Here is a 20,200-nt window from a genome sequence, read left to right on the forward strand (position 1 = left end):
GCTGTCTTTACCTGTATTCTAACAGGGAGAAAAAGCTGTAACAATAGAAAAAGAACAGAATTTGTTATTTTGGCTCAGAAAAACGGTTGTTTTGTTATCTTTCACAGGGAAAACATGTAAATATAACAGGAAAATGTAACAAAATCTGTTCTTTTATGGTATGATGGAGAAAACAAACTTGAAAGGATTGGCAGCCATGAAGGCATCGGCAAGGCGCGAGGAGATACTGAAGTACCTGCAAGCCCACCAGACAGGCTATACGGCAGAGCTGTGCCGGGAGCTTGATGTTTCCGCCATGACCATCCGGCGTGATTTCGAAGTCATGGCAGGACAGGGACTGGTCACCCTCATCAGGGGCGGGGCAGCCCTGAACCACGGCACCTCTGTGGTCTACAGCCTGAAACTCAGGCAGACCCATCTGCCCTTGGAAAAGCAGCGCATCGCCCAGCGCTGTGCGGACATGGTCTGCGAGGGCAATTCCGTCTTTATCGACTGCGGCTCCACCGCCGAGCGCATAGGAGAGGCCCTGAGGGGCAAGAAGAACATCACCGTGCTGACCAATTCCCTGGACACAGCCCAGGTGCTCAGCACCGCTAAGGGCATCAAGCTCATCATGGTGCCCGGTGAATTCAATGAAGCCATCCGGGGCTTCACGGGCCTTTTGACCACGGATTTCATCCAAAGGTTCCGCATCGACTACATCTTCCTGGGGGCCAACGGCATTGACGCCTCCCACGGCATGACCGTGCCGGACTATGCAGATGCCGAAACCAAGCGGGTGCTTATCCGCCAGTCCCGCCATGTGATAGTGGCTGCCGACCACGCCAAGCTGGGCAGCAGCTATTTCGAGATAGTAGCCAGGCTCCCGGAAATCGAAGCCATCGTAACCGACAGCGACGCCGATGAAACCATCGTGCAGGAACTGCGGGCAGATGGGACAGAAGTGATCTTGGTATGATGCTGATGCGAAAAAGGAGCATGCAAGGGAGCATATAATGAAAAACACAAACGAAGCATGGCACGAATTATCTCCCCAGGAAATGCCGAAGCTGCAGCGGGCGCTCTTGCCGGAAGCCGGCTTTGTCCAGGAGGGTGATGAGCTCATCTTCCGTGAAGACCTGCTGGATGGGGCCTTTGAGTTGCTGGTGAAGGTTGGGCTTGAGGGAAAGATCTTTACTCTGCTGATGGACAAGGAAGCGGAGGCTCCCTATGTGCTCCATCTGGTGGAAAATGCAGCGGGAGCCTTTGTGGGCCAGGTGCGGGCAGCTTACGAAGGGGTGCTGGCCCGGCTGGGGGAAAAATGCGGTGAGCATGGGGCTTTCCACGGGCGCTATGTGGAGGAAGTGCTGCGCTATACCCGGGAGAAGTACGGTGATGAGATCGAATATCCCTGGGAAGATACTGATGCAGCAGTGGTGCGCTGCCAAGCCACCAGGAAATGGTATATGCTGCTGATGAAGATCCTGCCTGTCAAGATTGGCCTTGGGGGGAAAAATCCCATCCGTGTCATGAACCTCCACGGCACCGCAGAGCAGGTGGCGGCATTAGTCGATAACGAAAGGTACTTCCCCGGCTGGCACATGAACCGCAAGTACTGGTACACAGTCTGCCTGGACGGCTCTATTCCCTTGGAAGAACTGCGGCAGCGGATTGACGAGAGCTACGCCCTGGCGCAGACCAAAAGCAGGAAGAAATAGCCAAATAAAAAGGCGCTGTGATGACATTCTCACCTTATGCCTCCGATGGCTATAAGGCCATCAATGCACCGGCCATTGTCTGTCTTATGCCACCAAAGATCATCAACTGTCACCCTGCGGGTATAGTATTTCAGCGCACCCTCGTCACCCTCACCGGGAAACCATCTGCTGCTGGCTGCGTGAATGATATGCGGTTCGCCCCTGTCATCCTTACCCAAATACAACATGACATGGCCTTCGGAAAAGAGCAAATCGCCGGGGCGGCAGTTGCCAATAACAGCCAGCTTGCCCTCACGGCCCAAATCTTCGATACCTTTGCGCATAGGCATGGCCTTTCTCTGCTCCACGGCATCGCCGGGAATATCAAGGCCAAAGCTGCGATAAACATCAGCGGTGAACAAGGAGCAGTCCACCCCTTCTTCCAGCCCGCACCAGCCATAAAGCTCTCCCAAAAAGCGGAAGGACTGGCGCAGCACATTGTTTTCTGAATACGGCAGCCACCCCTTATGGACTGTCTCATCAGCAGGTATGCTGACCAGCTTCTCCGCGAATTTTCCCTCGGCAGACACGGGCATGACCACCAGCCATGTTCCATCTCTCCGGACTTCCGGCTTCTTCAAGGGCAGACGGGCACCCATCTGGAACAGCAGGGAGGAGCCATTTCCCATATTTATGCGCTTTTTGCCATCTGTAAAGACGAGAAAATTCTTTGGCGCTGCATATTCCAGCCACTTGGCATGGTCCACGAGCACAATCTCTTTTTTGTCCACCCAGCCCACATAATTCCTGAGCTGCACAAAGAAGTATTTTTTGTCCCGGCTCTCCGCCAGTACAGCCAGGGGCTCTGCCGGATAAAGAGTCAGCGCCTGGACCAGGTCATAATGGGTGTCGCGTGGGCCTTCATACCAGCCCTCACTTTCCGGCAGATAGCGCAGGTTCGCTCTGCAGGTAGTCAGGGCAAACTTCACGGCCTGTCTGGCTGGCAGGGACTCCGGCGCACAGTTTTCCTCCACTTGCCGGTAGCGCTCCCTGGTCAAAGGCCTGCCGTTCTCATATATGTTCTCCGGCTCAAACCACAGGTAATTATCCCGTGACACCTTGATTTTTTCCCTGATATATTCTGCCGTCACTTCTGCAGGAAAACTTTCCATATCCACCAGCAGGGAGTTTTGGCGGCGCATTTCTTCCTGCAACTGTTTCAGTTCTGCCCCCGGCAGCTCTTTTTCACCTGCAGGATTCCGCTTTGTCCAATATGCAGCTGAACCGTATTTGCCCTGCATGTTCTGCGTTTCTCTGCCACCGGACAGATATTCTTCCAGGGTCAGCCCTTGCAGGAAAATCTTCCTGGCGGCCTCCCGGCCCACATAACGGCAATGCCATGACTCATAATCGTAGCCAGTGATAGCCGATTTCCCCGGCGGATAGCGCAGGATAAAGCCATGCTCGGCAAGACGCCTGTGCATTTTTTGATAGGGCGTCTCCCAGGTTCCATACACATCATTAGTAGGGCTGCCATCTTTGACTATGGTAACATCCAGTGCCAGTCCCGTGTGATGCTCAGAGTAACCCGGGACAGCGGCATATTTCTTCACATAGTCATCGCCCTCTGTCGCCCGCAGTTCCTCGATGAGTTCTCGCTGACGGGCTACACTGCGGTAGGCAGACTCCAGCTCTATCTGAATCCCCCTCTTCAGCAAATCCTCCCGCAAGGACAGAAAATGCTTATATGTTTCTCTTTCAACCTGAAATTCTTTGCCAAAACAATTCTTGACCGTCACCAGGTCAACCTTTTCCTCATAATCATCGGGCAGCTTATTGGTCTTGTTCACCAGCAGCAGATTATCAGCCTCCGCTTCCTGGTATGCGCCAGCATGCACCGCCTCAGCCGCCTCAATGTGACTGTATCCTCCATCGTAAGCCAGCGGACTGCACACTGCCCCCGCCAATAAAGTAGCAAGCAATATTTTTTTCACAATAGCGCCTCCTGCACAATTTCCGGGAAGGAAGAATGATTCGGTACCTGGAATAATCATTATCATAGTCCCCCTCGTCTTATAAGGCCATTATTCCAGTTTTGCCGTAGGCAAAACTTCCTCTTGGCCTTTCAACGAGGCGGGAGATATTAACTCGCCGCCTGTTAGTAGTTTGCCGCCCCCACTTATGGAAGTGAGGGACATCTTGTACTCGTTACATTCTGCAAGCAAGCGGCATTTTCCTTTGCTTGCCAAACTTTTCTCAATGTAACGGATGCCAGGCGATCCTTATCGTGCGTGCCCTTCTGGAGCCGTACTTCTCCATTCAGGAACCAGCCAGCTGCCTGGATCAGTCGCAGGGAAAATCTGCACAGCTCCGGCGAGCGTATCCGCATCTTTTGACACGCCCCAAGCGTATTTTGAAGACAGGCTTTACGGAATAAAAAATCTGCACATCAAGGATTTCTTGACGTGCAGAGAAATATGCTTGGTATTGGCGTTTACAAAGAATTTGGTACAGCCTTATTTTTTCAAAGCAGAAACTACTTCGCTATTTATATCCCCGAAGAGATTGCCTTCCTGGGCGCGATTCTTGACACTGGCGGGAATAACAGCCTTTTTGGCAGACTCTTTATTTCTCACCAGATAAAGCTGCAGGTTGTAGTAATAGCCAATGGATGCCAGCATGTCAACTTCCTCCTGGGCAAGAGAAATCTTGCCATCATAGGAATCCTGAAGCATGGCTTTGGCATAGTTGCGCATGACATCTGTAAGATCTGCGACTACCATATCCGTCTCCCCGGTCTTTTTGTCAACTGTCCAGGTAATTTTGAGATCGCTCGCAGCTAATGCCGCATTCAGGTAGACTACAGTTGCCATCGCATCTCTGCTATCGGCCTCACTCATAGCAGCTATGCTCTCTCTGACAGCTTTATCTTCGACAGCAGAAAGCTCCTTGCCATCAAAGGTGACCTGCATGCGCTGTTGGCCTTTGCCGACGTCTTCAAGCTTCACATCCTTCACCGTGGCAGCATACTTCATCTTCGTTTCCCTGTCATCGGAGCAGACAGCATTAAGGATCCAGGTGAATCCCTCAAGGATATTCTCCCGTTGCCACTGACCGCCGCGATTCCCATATAAAACAACGACATTGCCTGACCGCTCTGCGTAAAAAGGCATCTCGGTCCGCTTGGTCTGCCCTGCAGCCAGATCTGTATAATCCCAGCTCATCCTCCCCTCAGCCACGGCAGCGCCATTATTCCACAGCTGACCATCGGCTATGACATTAGACTGGAGGGTAGGCCCATTGAACATCAGTTCCAGATGGTAGCCCTTGGCTTCACTCATATTTTGCAGATACACATCCCGAAAAGCCTGCATATCTGCCTCTGCAGCCAAAGCCCTGCTGCTGGCAGCCAGACAAATGAACCCCATCAGCATAGCAAAAATCTTAAAAAACCGCATTGCGCAATCCTCCTTACCTGAAAACATTTAAAACAAAAGTGCTCTCTGCTATATTAATTTCTACAACATGCGGATAAATCCTCCCCCTCATAGATATGTGAATTAGAAACCCCGGCAATCTAAAGGAGCAGACCAGGCTCCCTCCTGATTCGGCGCCTGTCCCGCCGGATAGGGTATCATGACTCTGCTGTGACACAATCCCTTCATGCTGAATTTGCATGGGATAGCAGGAATAGGCGCTATTCAGAACGAATAGCACCTTTATGATATTTTTAGGAAAAGAAAGGGATGATTTTGATGAGACAATCATTTTCGTTGCCAATGTCCCGCCGTAGTTTCGCGAAATTGATGGGAGCAGCAGTAGCCGGGACTTTGCTGGGAAATGACATGGGGAGAGCAACGGCTGCCGCACATCCTGCTGCTGTGCCGGGATTCAGCGGAAAAGGGCTTCCCGTGCTATATGACAGCGATGTATGTGTAGTTGGCGGCGGGGCTGCCGGAACGGCTGCGGCTGTCAATGCTGCACGCAGGGGGGCAAAAGTGGTGCTGGTGGAGCGTGGCATTCTGCTGGGAGGCCTGCAGACTTTGGGTTGTGTCTATCCATGTATGCCAACCTTTGTGCATGGCAGCGATACGCCATATATAAATGAGCTGAATAAACGCATGGAAAAGCAGGGCGCCTCTCCCCTGCTGGGGGTGGATGCCGGTGAATGGTTTTACGGCGATGGCAAGGGACTCTACGCTCCGGAAGTCCTTTCCCTGGTGTATGAAGAAATGTGCGGAGAAGCGGGTGTGGAGATTCTCTATGACGCTTCTCTGGTAGGTGCCGTCACAGAAAATGGCAGAATCAAAGAGTGCGTGGTGCATACTGTAGAAGGGCTGGGAAAGGTTCGGGCCAAAACCTTCATAGATGCCACGGGGGATGCTGCTTTAGCCCGCTATGCCGGGGTTCCTGTGGAGAAAGGCTCTGAGGAGACAGGCAGGAATCAGCCCATGAGCCTGCGCTTTGAAATGACAGGGGTGGATGTGGAAAAAGTTTTCCATTTCTTTGATGGTGTCTTGCAGGATGAGCGCATGTCGGTGCCCTTGAAGGAGAAATTTCAGGAAGATGTAGCCCGCGGATGTCCGCCCTATCTTGAATTTGCCAAAATCCCCAAGAATGAGCATTTCTTCAAGGAAGCTGTGGCAAGAGGGGATCTGACTGAGGATGATATCTTGTATATCCAGGGCTTTTCTATTATCGGCAAGCCTCATACCATGTCTTTGAACTGCCCTGAGATGCCCCCCCTGGCCTACAGTTCTACAGATGCCGTCTCCCGCAGCAAGGCTGTCAGTTTTGGAAGGCTGATGATGCACAGGCTGGCTGATTTCTTTATCAAGCGCATTCCCGGCTTTGAAAAAGCGTATATCAGCAGGGAGGCCAGCATGCTGGGAGTGCGTGAGTCCTGGCGTATACGTGGGAAATACTATTTGGATGCGGAGGACTATTTCGAGACGCGCCACTTTGCCGATGCGATTTGCCGCACAGCCTATCCCATTGATATACATGATGTGAAGCTGAATGTCAGCAAGAAGATTGCAAGGGATGCGTACTATGAGATCCCCTATCGTGCGCTGGTGACCAATGAAATAGAAAATCTGATTGTGGCAGGACGCTGCATCAGCGGCAGTTTCGCCGCCCAGGCTTCCTTCCGCATCCAGCCTACCTGCATGAGCATGGGGGAAGCGGCAGGCATTGCGGCTGCCTGGGGACTCAGGAATAAAGTAGCGGCCAATAATATACAATGGGATAAGCTCCCGGCCGGCGAGCGCAGTTATGTAAGTGAAGACGACTGATTCTAATTAAATATGGCTTGTCTTTATGTGAACGATAAAGGGGAATGATTTCGGTAAACAATTCCTGTTCCAGGCCAGCACCTCTGACTTCAAGATACAATCATTTTTCCATAAATGTAAATGCGCTTACGGAAAACGCCTGCGTCCCCAAGTACGCAGGCGTTTTCCCTTACACAGCAGCATATCTTGGCGAGCCGTGTTATTTACGATACTCTGTTGTCATCTTGCTGCCAGCAGGATAACCGGCTCCTCTGCAGAAAGAACATCCAGCTCGGCTTCTAGCACCGAGAGCATTTGTTCCCTCGCGGTCAGCCCCGACAAATCCAGCTGCTTCTCGCCGTAATAGGCAAACAGCATCGGCAGTTCTTCGCCCACGGTGCCATAAGTGGCGGTTTCCTCAAACAGCGTTTCCAAGTCCGTTTTCAATTTGACCTTATTGGTGACGATTACGCCCACGCCTTCCCGCTGCAAAGTAACTACGCCGCTTCTATCAATGACTCTTACCATGTGTTTCTCGCTGGGGAACAGCCCCAGGAATTTTTTGCAGACACGCCCGTCAAAAACATGCCATTTGCCAGCGGCAGCGACTTCCGTTACCTCCTTGTCCGGCAGCCTGAGCGAATTCAGTGCGACCTGCCGGATTTCTGCGGCAGATAACTCCTTTGCCGCTACATCACCCATTTTGAGTTCGGTAGCACCTGTTGCCGTGGCCCTTAAGATGTTGGTTTTCTTGTCATATTCGATGGCGATTTCCACCGTGGCTTCTGCCGCCCCGGATTTCATGACCTGCTCCAAGGCTTCGTGGCGGATAGCCTTCATATCACCCTCGGTGGGATTCGTGACCGTGCGCTCCACCACTTCGCGCACCATGGCCATAGCCACGCCGATCGTGGAAATGATGGGGGCGTTTTTCACAATCTTCCACTGGACATTCATCTTTTTACCCAGATAGGGGACTACGACGCCGCCGCTGCCGCCGCCACCGGCCAGGCACAATAGTTCCGGCGAAAGATGGTATTCATCAATCAGCCGCTTTACTATCGCCCCGATTTTTTCGGCAGCCTTGTCCATGGCGGCTCTGGCAGCTTCCTCGGCGGTAATGCCCAAGACATCACCCAGAGCCTGCCAGGCTGCGTGGACATTTTCCTTTTCGCTGCTGTACGCGTAGTCTCCCTCAGGCACACTGCCCAAAAGGTTGGCGGCTCCAGCAAGAGTCAGGGAAACTTTGCGTCCGTCTGCGCCGATGACAATGGCGAAGGATTGCTCATCATCTTTCAGCGGTGCCACCAGTTCCAAATGCGGCGATTCCAGTTTCGGCGAGAAAATCTCATAGGGCAGCCCAGCAATATGTGCACTGCGCGGGCCTACATCCGTTATCTTTCCATCCTCCACGCGAATCATGCTGCCGCCGGCTACGCCCAAAGTCCGCACATCCAGTGAGGAAAGATAGGTTTTATGGCCGCCGATTTCACCATAGCGCACCATGACACGTCCGTCCTTTACCACGGAAATATCTGTGGACGTGCCTCCTGCTTCCAGAAAAATCCCGTCCGAGAGTTTTTCGTACATCAGGACACCTGCCACGCCGGCAGCCAGCCCCGAAAGCATAGTTAAAATCGGACGCCGCCGCACTTCATCAACGGTCATGACGCCGCCATCACAGCGCATGATCATCAGAGAGGCCGGAATTCCTGAACGCTTGACGCAGGCCTCCGTCATATCCGCCGTTTCCATCATGCGCGGAATCAGGCTGCCGTTTACCACAGCCGTCCTGGTCCGGACTTTCAGTCCGTAGAGCTTGGAAACCTCATGGCCCCCCGTAGCATAGAGCCCCATATTCCGCGCCAGCTTCACCACAAAGCTTTCGTTGGCAGGGTCATCCACGCCATAAGCCTCCGTGGCCACAATGACCTCGGCACCGGCATCTTTCAGCTCTTTTATCTTGCCGGCAATTTCCTGTTCGTCAGCTTTAGCATCTGCCGTTTCCACGAAGGAGTAGACAGTTTTCAGTTCCTTGCCCAAAGCCAGCGGTATATTACCGATATTGCTGACGGTCTTCGCCCTTCCGGCCTCCAAGCCGCTGCCCATGGCCAGAATCCCGGTGCAGGCCACATCGCCTTCCAACAGGGCATTGGTGGCCTGCGTGGTTCCATGGGCGATAAAGACCACTTCTTCGGGGGCAATGCCGTTCTTTTGCAGGATATTTTGCAGGACTTTGACGATGCCCTCAGCCACGCCCTCTTTGGCATCATGGGTGGTGGGGATTTTTTCCTGGGCAATGATCTCGTAGGTGGCGCTGTCAATTGCCACGGCATCGGTGAAGGTGCCGCCTACGTCAATGCCAATTCGCACTTGTCTCATAGTCCCACCTCACCGCAAGATTGCTACAAAAATCATCATCATGACGCAGGCTGCCCAGGCGTAGGGCAGAACCTTTTTCATTACAGCGGTGGCATCCACACCGGCAAAACCGGCCAGCCAGGTATTATGGGAGTTGGTGGGGTCGGCAATCCCCTGCAGATAACCTACGCCCGCAAACATACCATACAAAGCGGAGGCCGGCAGGAAGTTCAGATTCGTCAGGATGGTCGCAATCCCTGTCCCCATGCCATACATATTGAAGGGACCGCGGTAGAGAGCCGCCGGTGCCAGCAGCGTAAAGAAAATCAGCACGCCATAGAAGGAAGAGGGCATGATGGCAGTCATCAAGGGATTCAGGATTTCTACGGCGGCCTGCTGGGTGGTCGCTGTCACCAGCATGCCAATCCCCATGAAAAGGAACAAAACCCCGGCCACATCCTTGATGCCATCCACCAGGGAACCTGTGAACAGGTTAATCGCCTGTGAAGGATGGACAAGCAGCGCCGCATAAGCTGAGGCAAGGAAAAAGCCCAAGACCGCCGCCGCCACCGGGTCAACCTTTCCCTCAGCGGGATTGCCCAGCCCCACGGTGAAGTTGATCACAGCGATAACCGCCAGTGGCAGAATAGGCGTAACCAAAGCAGCGTTGGGAAGTGTCTGCTTTTTCTTGACCAGCGTTCCCGGCTTCTTATCAAGCAATTTCCCCAAAGTTTTCACCAGGCTGACAGGCACCGAAAGAAGGCCCCCTATAAATCCGCGCAGTAAGGCAAAAGCCGAGCCGCCATCATTATTCCCCCGCGGGATATTGATGACGATATACGCCGTTGTCACCGTCAGGGAAATGAGCGCCCCAGGAATAAAGTATTTCAGCACCGCCTCGGCGCCAAATATGCCAATGCCTGCCGCCGCCCCGGCAAAGTTCAGGGCACTGCCGGTCGTCATGCCCAGCAGGATCAGGATAACGGCATCTATCGGTTCCACTCCCGCACTGGTCATAATGGGAATGGCAATGGAACCAATCATGATGATTGCCCCCAGACCGGTCATCCCTAAAAAAACAAAGGCCGTAGCCGCCGTCATCAAAGTCGCTAAAGCGATGGGCTTATCCCCGGAAAGCTCGGCGGCTTTTTTGATGATGGCATCAGAAATATTCGTCTTCTGGATCACCTTGGCAAACATGGAGCCAAAGACCACCAGCACGATAGGCGCACTCAGGCGAAATGACCCCTTCACGACGATATTGCCTAACCAGTCAAAAAAAGGCACGCCGCAAATAAGGGCAATCCACGCCGCCATCAAAGGCAGCGCCAATAAAGTGGGCAACAAGCGCTTCACCATCAAGATGGCAAACAACACAAAGCCCAATAAAAGCAAAATCCCCGCCAAACTCATATACATCCACTCCCTACTACCTTCCTAAATTACACACAGCAGTCCCTTGCTCATTCATCGGCTGCCGGCATGAGTATCAGGCAGGCAGGAAGATTCGAAGCCCCCGGTGGGGAGAACTCGAAGCAGTTGGGTACAGAGTTGTCATAGCGACCCAAATCAGCCAGCTCCATGTTATTGCCAAAAATGGCTGTCCCCTCTTCAAGAGCTTTGTATACATTCTCCGGCTCCGGGGGAGTCTGCTCCCCGAAGTAGCCGGGGCCTTCTGGCGTCTCAATCAGTTTCGTATGTGGACTGCGTCCCCGGCGCACAGTCATGATGCCGGCATAGACGCCCCCTAAGGGTGACAAATAGTACTGTACTTTGGGAGACCCTTTTTTGACAGGTATGGCAATCTTATAGAGCACGCCATAATTGCCATAATTCACCGTCTGGCTGCCATCGGTGGCATCCACCCCTGCCTTGTATTTGTCTAATTTATTATCCGCCAGCATGATGTAGACAATGCCATCCCGTTCCGGGTCATATTCCCGCTCAGAGGTAATCTCCCTGTCCATGCCCTTATAAGTACCACGAAGGGCCACGGAGTCCCTGGGCAGCACTTTGGCCCCTTCCATGAACTCCACAGGGTCCGCCTTGGCAGGATACATGATGACGGAGGTCTTCACAGGATGATCCACCTGGAAATCGTAGACGCCATACACCAGCTCTCCGGGCTGCAGGACAATTTCATCCATGCCGGACTGAAGCAGGCGCTTCCTGTTCTTCAACAGCAAAACAAGATCTGATTTCTTTTCGCCAAAATACTGGCGCTGGGTATTCTTGCCCACCCAAAGATAGTATTCGCTGGGCTTGGCTGTACCGCCACGGGTCACTTGTACTATGTTGTAATTCTCCTCGGAGTTGGCATTTTCCAGCACTACTGCCACTTTCTGGGGCACCTTGGTGTTGTTCAGATGATAGTAAAGCACCCTCACCTCGCCATTCACGGTGTCCTGATAAAGGATCCCCGGTCTGTCCACATACTCCGGGCTATCGGAAAACAGCAGGGTGCCGCCTGTGTCCTTGGAAGTCACTTCCCACCGGTGCATAGTATCCGATTTTGGGGCAGTTTCCGCCACCATAGGCATGCAAGCCAGCGCGCAAAACACACCAGCTGCCAGTTTCATCTTCAATGTCATTCTGCTCCCCAACCTTCCTATGTTTTTAACGAAAGATCACATCACATTCGAACATCCTGAGCCATGGGTTCTTGACGGTAAAATCTGCAGAAATATTGGGCATATGCTTCCTGGCGAAATCCTGCATAAGCTCTGTGTTGCGCTTTTCCGCAAAAGCGAGCTTGTCATCCAGTTTGTAGTAATACTTATAGCTGCCAAAGTTCCGCACCAGTTCCGCGCCTACATGTGAGCGCACATTGGCCTGATAAGCCCAGTCGTCCAGATAACGCACCGCAAGCAGGTGATCCTTGGCAGCGTCGGTCATTTTCCCCACCAGCATCCCCGTACCCAAGGCAAAGCCAGTGGAGTTGGTGGCAGTATTCCAGCCGGAATACGTCTTGAGCTTGAACAGCAGGTTCTTCTGTTCCAAAATATTCAGCAAGGCATTGTCTGCGCCGTTGGCATACTTTATGTCTGCCACCCCCACAGGATAGCCGGCCTTGACAGCATCTTCCACCATTTTGGCAAAGGCTTTTGTACCCTTATCCGCTTTCAAATCCGGCACAAAATCCGCCTCTGTAGGCAAGCCGTTATGGGTTTCAATGGTTATGCCTTTTTGCTCCGTATTGACAAGCAGCAGCAGATCTGCCCGCTTGGGAGTTCTCACCTGCATCCCCCCGGCGATCTTCAGCGCGGCTTCTACAGATTTGGAAATCTTCTCATCGGAAAAATCCGGAACGGTGTCCCCGCCCTTGCCCGGAGCATAGCGAACACAGACAAAGGGGATATTACACGTCATATCATTGATAGCCCGGTTCAAAAGCAAAATGTTGAATTCATCAATCCCCGGCATGGATTGGAATTTGCTCTTGGGTAGGTTCTTCTGCTCTGCATAAGTCAGAATCTCCCGATTTTCCCGATGGGTCTGGCACAAGGGAGCATTGTCATCTCTGCCCAAAATCAGATAATCGATGGTGCCCGCTGCCGTCATATCCATCAAGGCTTTGGTGGCAGCCAGATTTTTGGCCCGCCTGCCAAACCAATTCTTTTGGCACTCCTGGGGGATAGCTTTTTCGTATGCCTGCAAATCCCGCTCCTCTGCCGCAGAAAGCCTGCCTATTTCCCCCTTGTCCAGCAGACGGGTGTACTGGAAGATAGCAGCGCCGTACTGCTCATAATAGGCAGGCTCCTCGATATTGCCTGCCCACCCCTGATACGGCGTGCGCATAAGAGAATCAAAGACGTAGATATGCAGTTGGGGATTATCCTGCCGCAGCCGTTTGAAATTCTCCAGGCGTTCGGCCAGCTCTGCCTGACTGACCTCATGCTTTCGCGAAGGTATCAGCCCCCCATAAAGCATGGAATCCGACGCTATGATAGCCGACTTTGCTTGGGGTGCATTTTCCTGCAGCCACTGCCATAGTTCCTGCGGATGCCCCATGTTGGTAGCATTGCTCAAAAGCTCCTTGGGCGGCAACACCAGTTCATAGCCGGCTGCCTCCACCACTTCTACTGTCTGATGATAGGAAATCGGCCTGTCATCATGGGGAATAAACAGTATCCTGCCTCCCGCCTGAGCAGAGCACCAGGGCAATAAAAGCGCAGTCAATAAGAACATAAATATTATTTTCAACAATTCAACGCACCCCGTTTCATATACTTTTCTATATTTCTTCAAACTTCACCAGAGTTCGTGAACATCAGAAAACCTACTCGTACAATAAATACGGCCGCCGCTGCTTCTTGAACCTTCTTACATCTTCCTGCCACATAGCACTGATTTCCTGGGCGCTCTTTCCGGCCATAATAGCTTCCCGCACATAGGTTTGGCCCATGAGCAAATCAAAGTACACCATCTCTCTGCCAGACCTTCGGGAAGTAAATTTCCAAAAAAACTTTTCTCCCTTTCCCTGCCTGCGGAAGATTTTATATGCATTCACCACATAGGAGAGATCCATACCTTTCGACCGCAATTTCAGCTCGCTTTCCTGGCTGAAATCTGCGCCGTAACAAATTTCTCCCTCCCGGAGGGGAGACAATGCGGATTTCATGCTTGTGGGAGTAAAGCTATAGCTGTACTCACCCTGCAGCTCCGGAGCACCGAAACACTGGAAGGGATGCTCTGTCCCCCGCCCCACGCTTACCGCTGTGCCCTCGAAGGGACACAGGGAGGCATAGAGATAGATGGCCTTCATATTGGGAAGGTTCGGGGATGGAGGCACCGGCAGTGCATAGGCTGTCCGATGATTGTAGTTCTGGCAGGGAATCACGGTGAATTTCGGCTTATGGCGAAGGTTCAGCCAACCTTCGCCGATAGCCATGTTCATAAGTTCCCCCAAGGTCATGCCATGCACCGTGGGTATAGGGAGCCGTCCGACATGACTTTTCAGGCTCATATCCAGCAGCGGCCCATCTACATAATGACCGTTGGGATTCGGCCTGTCCAGCAAAATGACCTCCTTGTCATAACAGGCGCAAGCCTCCATGAGATCACAGATGTTTATATAATAGGTGTAATATCTCAGCCCCACATCTTGAATATCCATGACCAGCACATCGAATTTTTCCATATCCTCCTTAGCGGGCATGACGGTGTCTCCATCGTAAAGGGACAGGATGGGAATCCCTGTTACAGGATCCGTACCACTATCCACCGATTCTCCCGCTGGAGCGTCTCCCCTGATGCCATGTTCCGGAGAAAAAAGGGCTGTCACATACTGGCCATCCTTCAGGAGCACATCCAAAATATGCTCTTCGCCGATTCTGGCCGTCTGGTTGCAAAAGAGCGCCACCCGCTTTCCTGCGAGCAACGGCAAATATTCCTCTGTCCTGGCATCCCCAGGAATAACGGCAGCACCATGGACTAAAGGGCATTGCCCTGTCAGAAAAAAAACGATGGCCAATATCAGATACAAGCATTGTTTTCTTTGTATTGCCATATTTACTCCTATGCTTCCCTTAGCATTCTCACCTTATGCCTCCGATGGCTAAAAACAATTCTTGACCGTCACCAGGTCAACCTTTTCCTCATAATCATCGGGCAGCTTATGATAGATCAAATTAGCGGCCGGAGGAACATTTTCAAGATTGCGTTCCTCTGCAAATAGGCGTCATTTTCCTTTGCTTACCAAACTTTTCTCAGCGTAACGGATGCCAGGAGATCCTTATCGTGTGCGCCCTTCTGGAGCCGGGCTTCTCCATTCAGGAACCAGCCATTTGCAAATTCAGTATCACCGGACAGTGCGAAAATGAAATGGGTCTTGTCCTGACTGTTACGCAAGCTATAGAATCTGCTGTCATTGCCCTCATAGCAGAAGGAAAGCTCCGGATCTGCTCCGGCAAAGGCATGCTTTACCCCAAGGCGCATGCCGTAGCTGCCACGAGGCAGATAACGCTTCAGCTCTACGCCCAGCTGCCCTGCAAAGTAGGTGTTGTGCTTTCCTGAGACATGCTGGTTAAAGATGCCTGCGCCATTTTCCGCGTAGGATTTCTGGTTCAGCCAGGAAAGCTGCAGGCCTGCGTAAGGGCTGACATGCCAGATCTTGCCATCCCTGGCGTGGAGATCATATTTATATTCTCCTCCAATCTCTACCAAATTTGAGTTGTACCTGGCTTCTGCCCCAAGGCCCAATGCACTGATGCCACGGCGCAGTTTGTTCCGAATCCAGCCATAGTCCGCATAGAGATAAGCATCGGCGGCATCCTTGTGGTAGCCCGCGTAAATGCCGAACCTGGTGTCGTAGATATTGCCGCTGCCTGCCCGGGCACCAAGGCCCATGGTCTGGTAACTCAGGAATACGCCGCCCCGCCAGTTTTCGCTTAGCATGCGGTCATAGCCTCCCGATATGGCACTTCCATGGTAGTCCGCACCGCCCCTGAGGTCGCCCCAGTTCTTGGTGAACTTCACCCAGGCATTGTTATCCTGCGCCACGGGAAGCTCCACATTCATATTGAGGCCCTTCTCTTCTTCCCCATCTGCAAAATGACTCACCGGCAGGGTCACCTCTACGGGCTTGGTGGCAAATGCCGTGCTCAGGCGGTCGGAAATCACCCTGTCAGCCACGGTGCTCTGCTGTACAAGAGATGTCATCTGAGGTGCTGCCGAGGAACCGAGTTCTGTGAGAGCACTTTTGGCAGCTGAGGAATCTAAACTGTAGAGAGAACGCATCTCATTTCTCCGTGCATCCCCCACCAGCTTTTTCTGCATAGCATTCATGGCGTCATAAGCCTCCGCCTGCTCTGCCGTCACTTCTCCGAGATTGTTGGCAGAATGGGCTGTGACTTTCACCGTATTTCCTTCTATGGTACCAGTTGTCGAGAGCATTCCCGTGGCAGCGTATGGTTTTCCATCAGGATTGGCCAGAGCACCTGTTACCGTCCCGGCCTTCAGCACAGTCATGGTTTCATCCGGCAGGGCATTGGTGACGGAAATCGTGGAGCCTTCCACATTCGCCGTGCCGTTCACAACAATATTGCCAAGGTCACCGCCGGCATAACCGCTTAATGTACCATCGGAAACCAAGTTTCCGTTAATCGTCATGGATTTGTCGCTGTACGCGGAGCCTATCGTGCCATGATTGTAGAATTTTCCCGTCGTATCGTCCGAGAAACCTTCGGCCATTTTGGCAGTCATATCATTGACCGTGAACGTTCCGCCGAAAAGCCCCGCATCCTTCGCCACATTGACGCTCACCACGTCTGCCGCACCGCCGTAAACCAAATTGCCGTTGACGTTTATTTTCATGTTGTCCATGCCGTCAATGTCGCCGTCATACGCCATTGTATTGTTGAAATTCAATTTTGTCACAAGGTCGGGAATGTATTTTGTGTAGAGATATTCACCACCCTTGTATTGCAGCTTCAAGCCTTCAAGCAGTTTTGGCAGTTTGTCATTGGGATCTATTTCTTCAATCGGCGTTTCATTATCAAGTATACCGACCTCGGGGCTGAAATGTTTCCATTGCGAATGTATGTTGCCCTTGATTTCTGCCCCGTCATTTATGTTTATCGTATCGACAAAAGCCGTTGAATCAATGTAGATTGCATTGCCAGAATTTTCCGGGTCAGCGATTAATTTGCCGGAAATATTAACTGTATTTACCATTGGGGCGGTCATATCGCCATTTTCTTGATCAGTAAAACTCCACATATCATTAGGGGAGAAGAATTCTGCAGGCGCAAGATTTTTTGCGTATGCAAGGGAGTTATTCCTGTATAGTCTTGCATATCGCATAAAAGACCCACGAATTTCTTTACTTGCTCCCAAAGCATTTGCGCCGAAATCAAAAGAGAGCGCATTTCCACTTTCGCCTGTCGCCGTAACTGTGCCTTCAACATTTACATTGTGATTTTTTCCGTACGCAATCAAGATACCGTTGTTATTACTTCCGTCAGCGTGAATTTCCGTACCTCGGGGAACGGTAATCGTATTATTTACGCCGTCAACGCGAACGCCGACTGCGCCCGCCCCGTTTGCATAAATATTTCCAGCTTGCGTTATGTTGTTGTTCGAGCCGTAAATGTGCAAACCCGTACCAAAAGTGGAATTGTTGTAACCGTCCACATATTTTCCGTTTTGTCTTGCTGAAAACCCCTGCGTATTTGTTAAGGTCAAGCCATCATTATAAATCGAGCGTCCGTAAAAGTTCCTTCTGTCAATATTGTAACCCATATCTTGCAGAGCCGCCAACTCAGCCTCCATAAAGTTTACATAGCTTCTGTAATTTTGGTGGCTCATCATGCTTCTTGCCAATTCCAAATGGCTGATTTCCGGGGTCCCACCTTCCCACAAATTGATGGGTATTCCGCTGATTTGCTGGCCATCGCCGCGCGTGAAAGTTTTTCCATCCAAAACCTCGACAACGTTTTTCCCCGCAAAATACAGATACATTTTTCCATCTTGCCTTGCCTCTAACGTATTCGGCACATAAAGAGTATTTCCCGGTTTGATTTCCGCTTTCATGTCGGGATTTTCATCAAGTATAGCATTCAAAACTGGCAAATCATCTTTTGACGGCAAAATTATAGCGTTCGGCGTTGCTTTTGTTCCGTATTGGTCATAAAGATGCGCAGAAAAACTCTTTTCGTCAACATCTCTAAAACCATTTATCGTATATGTAGTACCATTAAGCGTCGACGAAAAGCTGCCTGTAAAAGCGCTGATTCCCAGACTGTGACCAATTTCATGGAACATAACAGCCGAAATGTCAGTGCCGAGTATGTTTTGCGGCGTGGGATTGGCATAATAAGCTGAGTTAACAAAGCCATAACCGCCGTCATTCAAAGCGTCAAATCCAAGATATTGCCCGATAAGAATCTTTCCCATCGCAAGAGTTTTATTTGCATAATAAGCATCATTATTAGTATAATCTGCAATATCATTAAAGTATGGTACAGCTTGACCGCTTTGGAAAATTTCTTTGAAAAAATTGGGGTTATGCGTCAACTCATCATTTTTGATACTCAAACCGGTTGCTCCCGCATTTTGATCATTGTAGGTGCCGACAAAATATTGAGCCGGCTGAGAAATATTTGCGCCCGGGCCTAAAATTTCCGCCCACCATTTGAAAGCCTTATTCAAGCCGCTTTTTACGTCGCTTGTTAAGTCATAATTAAGCGTAGCATGTTTTCTATCAACGAAAAACTTGTCTCTGGCCTCGTTTTTGTCGCTTGCTCCGTAATACTGGATATTAAACAGCGTTTTGCCGTCCCAGCCGATATCAAACTCTTCCATAGCCTCGGCGGTCTGCGGCAAGGTGACGCCGCAGACAGAAATGCCCGCGAGAACGGTGGAGAGGATTGCTTTTTTCTTCCTTGCTGGCAAAAAACTTTTCATCTTTTCATTTCCTCCTTGATCTCATTGGCAATGTGCTCTGCTTGCAAACCGATGACCACCTGCACAGCCTTGTCCTTGCCGATGATGCCTTTTACTCCCGGTATAGATTTCAGTGCCTGCTGGTCAACTTTGGCACTGTCAATTACAACAATGCGCAGCCGCGTTATGCAGTTGGACACTTCTGCCAGATTGGCTGTGCCTCCGAGAGCAGTCAGAATTTGTTTAGAGAAATCACTGAGCTTTTCAGCGTCAGCGCTTGCCTCTATGCCTTCATCACAGCGTCCGACAGTAGGTATATCAAAGCGACGAATCATCCAGCTGAATACCACATAATACACTGCGCCAATACCAAGCCCGATGGGGATAATCAGCCAAGGCTTCGTAGCCAGGCCCCAGCTAAGGACATAGTCTATGAAGCCCGGTGAAAAAGCTCCTGCATCCAGGACTCCCAGGGAGTAGGTGACTGCCAGGGACAGGCCGGTAAGCAGGGCATGTATGACGTAGAGGGAAGGAGCCACGAACATAAACAAAAATTCAATGGGCTCAGTAATCCCGGTCAAAAAGGAGGTGAAGGCCACCGAGGCGAGCATGCCGCCAATCTTTGGACGGTTTTCCGGCTTGGCTGCGTGATACAAAGCAAGAGCCACCGCCGGCAAACCGAACATCATCATGGGGTAAAAGCCCGCCATGAACATGCCCGCCGTAGGATCGCCGGCAAAGAAGCGATTGATATCCCCCGTCACCACCACCCCTGAAACCGGGTTGGTGTATTCGCCGAACATATACCCGATATAGCTGCCGATGATATGATGGAGCCCCACGGGAATGAGCAGCCGGTTCAATACGCCGTAGGTAAACGTGCCGAATACCCCGGCACCAGCAATCCATTCGCCGACAGCACGGATAACCTCCTGACACGGCCCCCAGATAACGCCGAAAATCGCCGCAAGCAGGATGGATACACCCGCCGTCACAATAGGCACAAACCTGCTGCCGGAAAACGCCCCCAGAAACTCCGGCAATTTTACGGTATGGAAGCGGTTATACAAAATGCCCCCCTCAATGCCGCTGATAATACCAGCAAACACACTCATGTTAAGAGTCGCATCAAGGGCCGTGAGTGCCGTGGTCAGGATGAGATAGCCGATGCAGCCCGCAAGACCTGCCGCGCCATTGCTGTCCTTGGCAAGCCCCACGGCAATGCCGATGGAGAAGAGCAGCGCAAGGTTATCAAAGACCGCGCCGCCGGCCCTGGTGACAAAGGGGATATCAAGGACATCCGGCGCACCGAACCGAAGCAGCAGGGCCGCAGCGGGAAGTACCGCAATCGGCAGCATCAACGCCCTGCCGATGCGCTGCAAGTTTGCAAACATTTTTTCCATTACATTCTCTCTCATGTTCTAATCACAACCCTGATTTTCTTTCTCAGCTATATACTATACTGTTCGCTATGAGCGAACATAATCCTTATTTTGCGTTTTTGTT

12 protein-coding genes are annotated in these 20,200 nt (G+C 51.5%); 3 read left to right on the forward strand and 9 right to left on the reverse strand.

Annotated elements, in window-relative coordinates:
* The first annotated feature begins 178 nt into the window (after positions 1–178).
* Both P159_RS0112935 and P159_RS0112940 read left to right on the forward strand, forming a co-directional pair.
* Positions 179–958, forward strand: coding sequence for a DeoR/GlpR family DNA-binding transcription regulator (locus tag P159_RS0112935; RefSeq protein WP_037377057.1), 780 nt, complete (start codon positions 179–181; stop codon positions 956–958).
* Positions 959–995: 37 nt separating this feature from the next.
* Positions 996–1,697, forward strand: a complete 702-nt coding sequence (locus tag P159_RS0112940) for an MmcQ/YjbR family DNA-binding protein (protein WP_051650355.1) — start codon at positions 996–998, stop codon at positions 1,695–1,697.
* A 29-nt stretch (positions 1,698–1,726) separates the two neighbouring features.
* On the opposite strand, the gene P159_RS19560 is transcribed toward P159_RS0112940, so the two are convergent.
* The gene (locus tag P159_RS19560) at positions 1,727–3,670 is read right to left on the reverse strand and encodes a D-alanyl-D-alanine carboxypeptidase family protein (RefSeq protein WP_051650356.1); all 1,944 of its coding nucleotides are present in this window, start codon (positions 3,668–3,670) and stop codon (positions 1,727–1,729) included.
* 522 nt (positions 3,671–4,192) lie between these two features.
* A complete protein-coding gene (locus P159_RS0112950; RefSeq protein ID WP_029544648.1) occupies positions 4,193–5,134 on the reverse strand; it encodes a hypothetical protein in 942 nt (313 codons plus the stop codon).
* 297 nt (positions 5,135–5,431) lie between these two features.
* On the opposite strand from P159_RS0112950, the gene P159_RS0112955 reads away from it, so the two are divergent.
* Positions 5,432–6,970, forward strand: coding sequence for an FAD-dependent oxidoreductase (locus tag P159_RS0112955; protein ID WP_318253580.1), 1,539 nt, complete (start codon positions 5,432–5,434; stop codon positions 6,968–6,970).
* Positions 6,971–7,189: 219 nt separating this feature from the next.
* On the opposite strand, the gene P159_RS0112960 is transcribed toward P159_RS0112955, so the two are convergent.
* From P159_RS0112960 to P159_RS0112990, 7 genes are all read right to left on the reverse strand, one after another.
* Complete coding sequence (locus P159_RS0112960; RefSeq protein WP_029544652.1) at positions 7,190–9,331, reverse strand: hydantoinase/oxoprolinase family protein; 2,142 nt, start codon at positions 9,329–9,331, stop codon at positions 7,190–7,192.
* A gap of 9 nt (positions 9,332–9,340) precedes the next feature.
* A complete protein-coding gene (locus tag P159_RS0112965) occupies positions 9,341–10,723 on the reverse strand; it encodes a transporter (protein WP_080706070.1) in 1,383 nt (460 codons plus the stop codon).
* A 50-nt stretch (positions 10,724–10,773) separates the two neighbouring features.
* Positions 10,774–11,889, reverse strand: a complete 1,116-nt coding sequence (locus P159_RS0112970) for a copper amine oxidase (protein ID WP_318253642.1) — start codon at positions 11,887–11,889, stop codon at positions 10,774–10,776.
* Between the two features lie 37 nt (positions 11,890–11,926).
* Positions 11,927–13,513, reverse strand: a complete 1,587-nt coding sequence (locus tag P159_RS0112975) for a DUF4127 family protein (RefSeq protein WP_318253581.1) — start codon at positions 13,511–13,513, stop codon at positions 11,927–11,929.
* 76 nt (positions 13,514–13,589) lie between these two features.
* Complete coding sequence (locus P159_RS0112980) at positions 13,590–14,690, reverse strand: DUF1343 domain-containing protein (protein ID WP_221174098.1); 1,101 nt, start codon at positions 14,688–14,690, stop codon at positions 13,590–13,592.
* A gap of 314 nt (positions 14,691–15,004) precedes the next feature.
* Positions 15,005–18,715 carry an autotransporter domain-containing protein gene (locus P159_RS0112985; RefSeq protein WP_029544661.1) on the reverse strand — a complete coding sequence of 1,237 codons (3,711 nt, stop codon included), beginning with the start codon at positions 18,713–18,715 and terminating at the stop codon, positions 15,005–15,007.
* A complete protein-coding gene (locus P159_RS0112990; RefSeq protein WP_029544663.1) occupies positions 18,712–20,097 on the reverse strand; it encodes a PTS transporter subunit EIIC in 1,386 nt (461 codons plus the stop codon). The genes P159_RS0112985 and P159_RS0112990 overlap by 4 nt, the downstream gene beginning before the upstream one ends.
* Positions 20,098–20,200: the final 103 nt, after the last annotated feature.

It is taken from the genome of Selenomonas sp. AB3002 (genome assembly GCF_000702545.1).
Classification (GTDB): domain Bacteria; phylum Bacillota; class Negativicutes; order Selenomonadales; family Selenomonadaceae; genus Selenomonas_B; species Selenomonas_B ruminantium_A.

Coding starts and splice junctions, on each gene's coding strand:
- P159_RS0112940 (WP_051650355.1), top strand. CDS start 996: ATGAAAAACACAAACGAAGCATGGCACGAATTATCTCCCCAGGAAATG.
- P159_RS0112950 (WP_029544648.1), bottom strand. CDS start 5,134: ATGCGGTTTTTTAAGATTTTTGCTATGCTGATGGGGTTCATTTGTCTG.
- P159_RS0112955 (WP_318253580.1), top strand. CDS start 5,432: ATGAGACAATCATTTTCGTTGCCAATGTCCCGCCGTAGTTTCGCGAAA.
- P159_RS0112960 (WP_029544652.1), bottom strand. CDS start 9,331: ATGAGACAAGTGCGAATTGGCATTGACGTAGGCGGCACCTTCACCGAT.
- P159_RS0112965 (WP_080706070.1), bottom strand. CDS start 10,723: ATGAGTTTGGCGGGGATTTTGCTTTTATTGGGCTTTGTGTTGTTTGCC.
- P159_RS0112970 (WP_318253642.1), bottom strand. CDS start 11,889: ATGAAACTGGCAGCTGGTGTGTTTTGCGCGCTGGCTTGCATGCCTATG.
- P159_RS0112985 (WP_029544661.1), bottom strand. CDS start 18,715: ATGAAAAGTTTTTTGCCAGCAAGGAAGAAAAAAGCAATCCTCTCCACC.
- P159_RS0112990 (WP_029544663.1), bottom strand. CDS start 20,097: ATGGAAAAAATGTTTGCAAACTTGCAGCGCATCGGCAGGGCGTTGATG.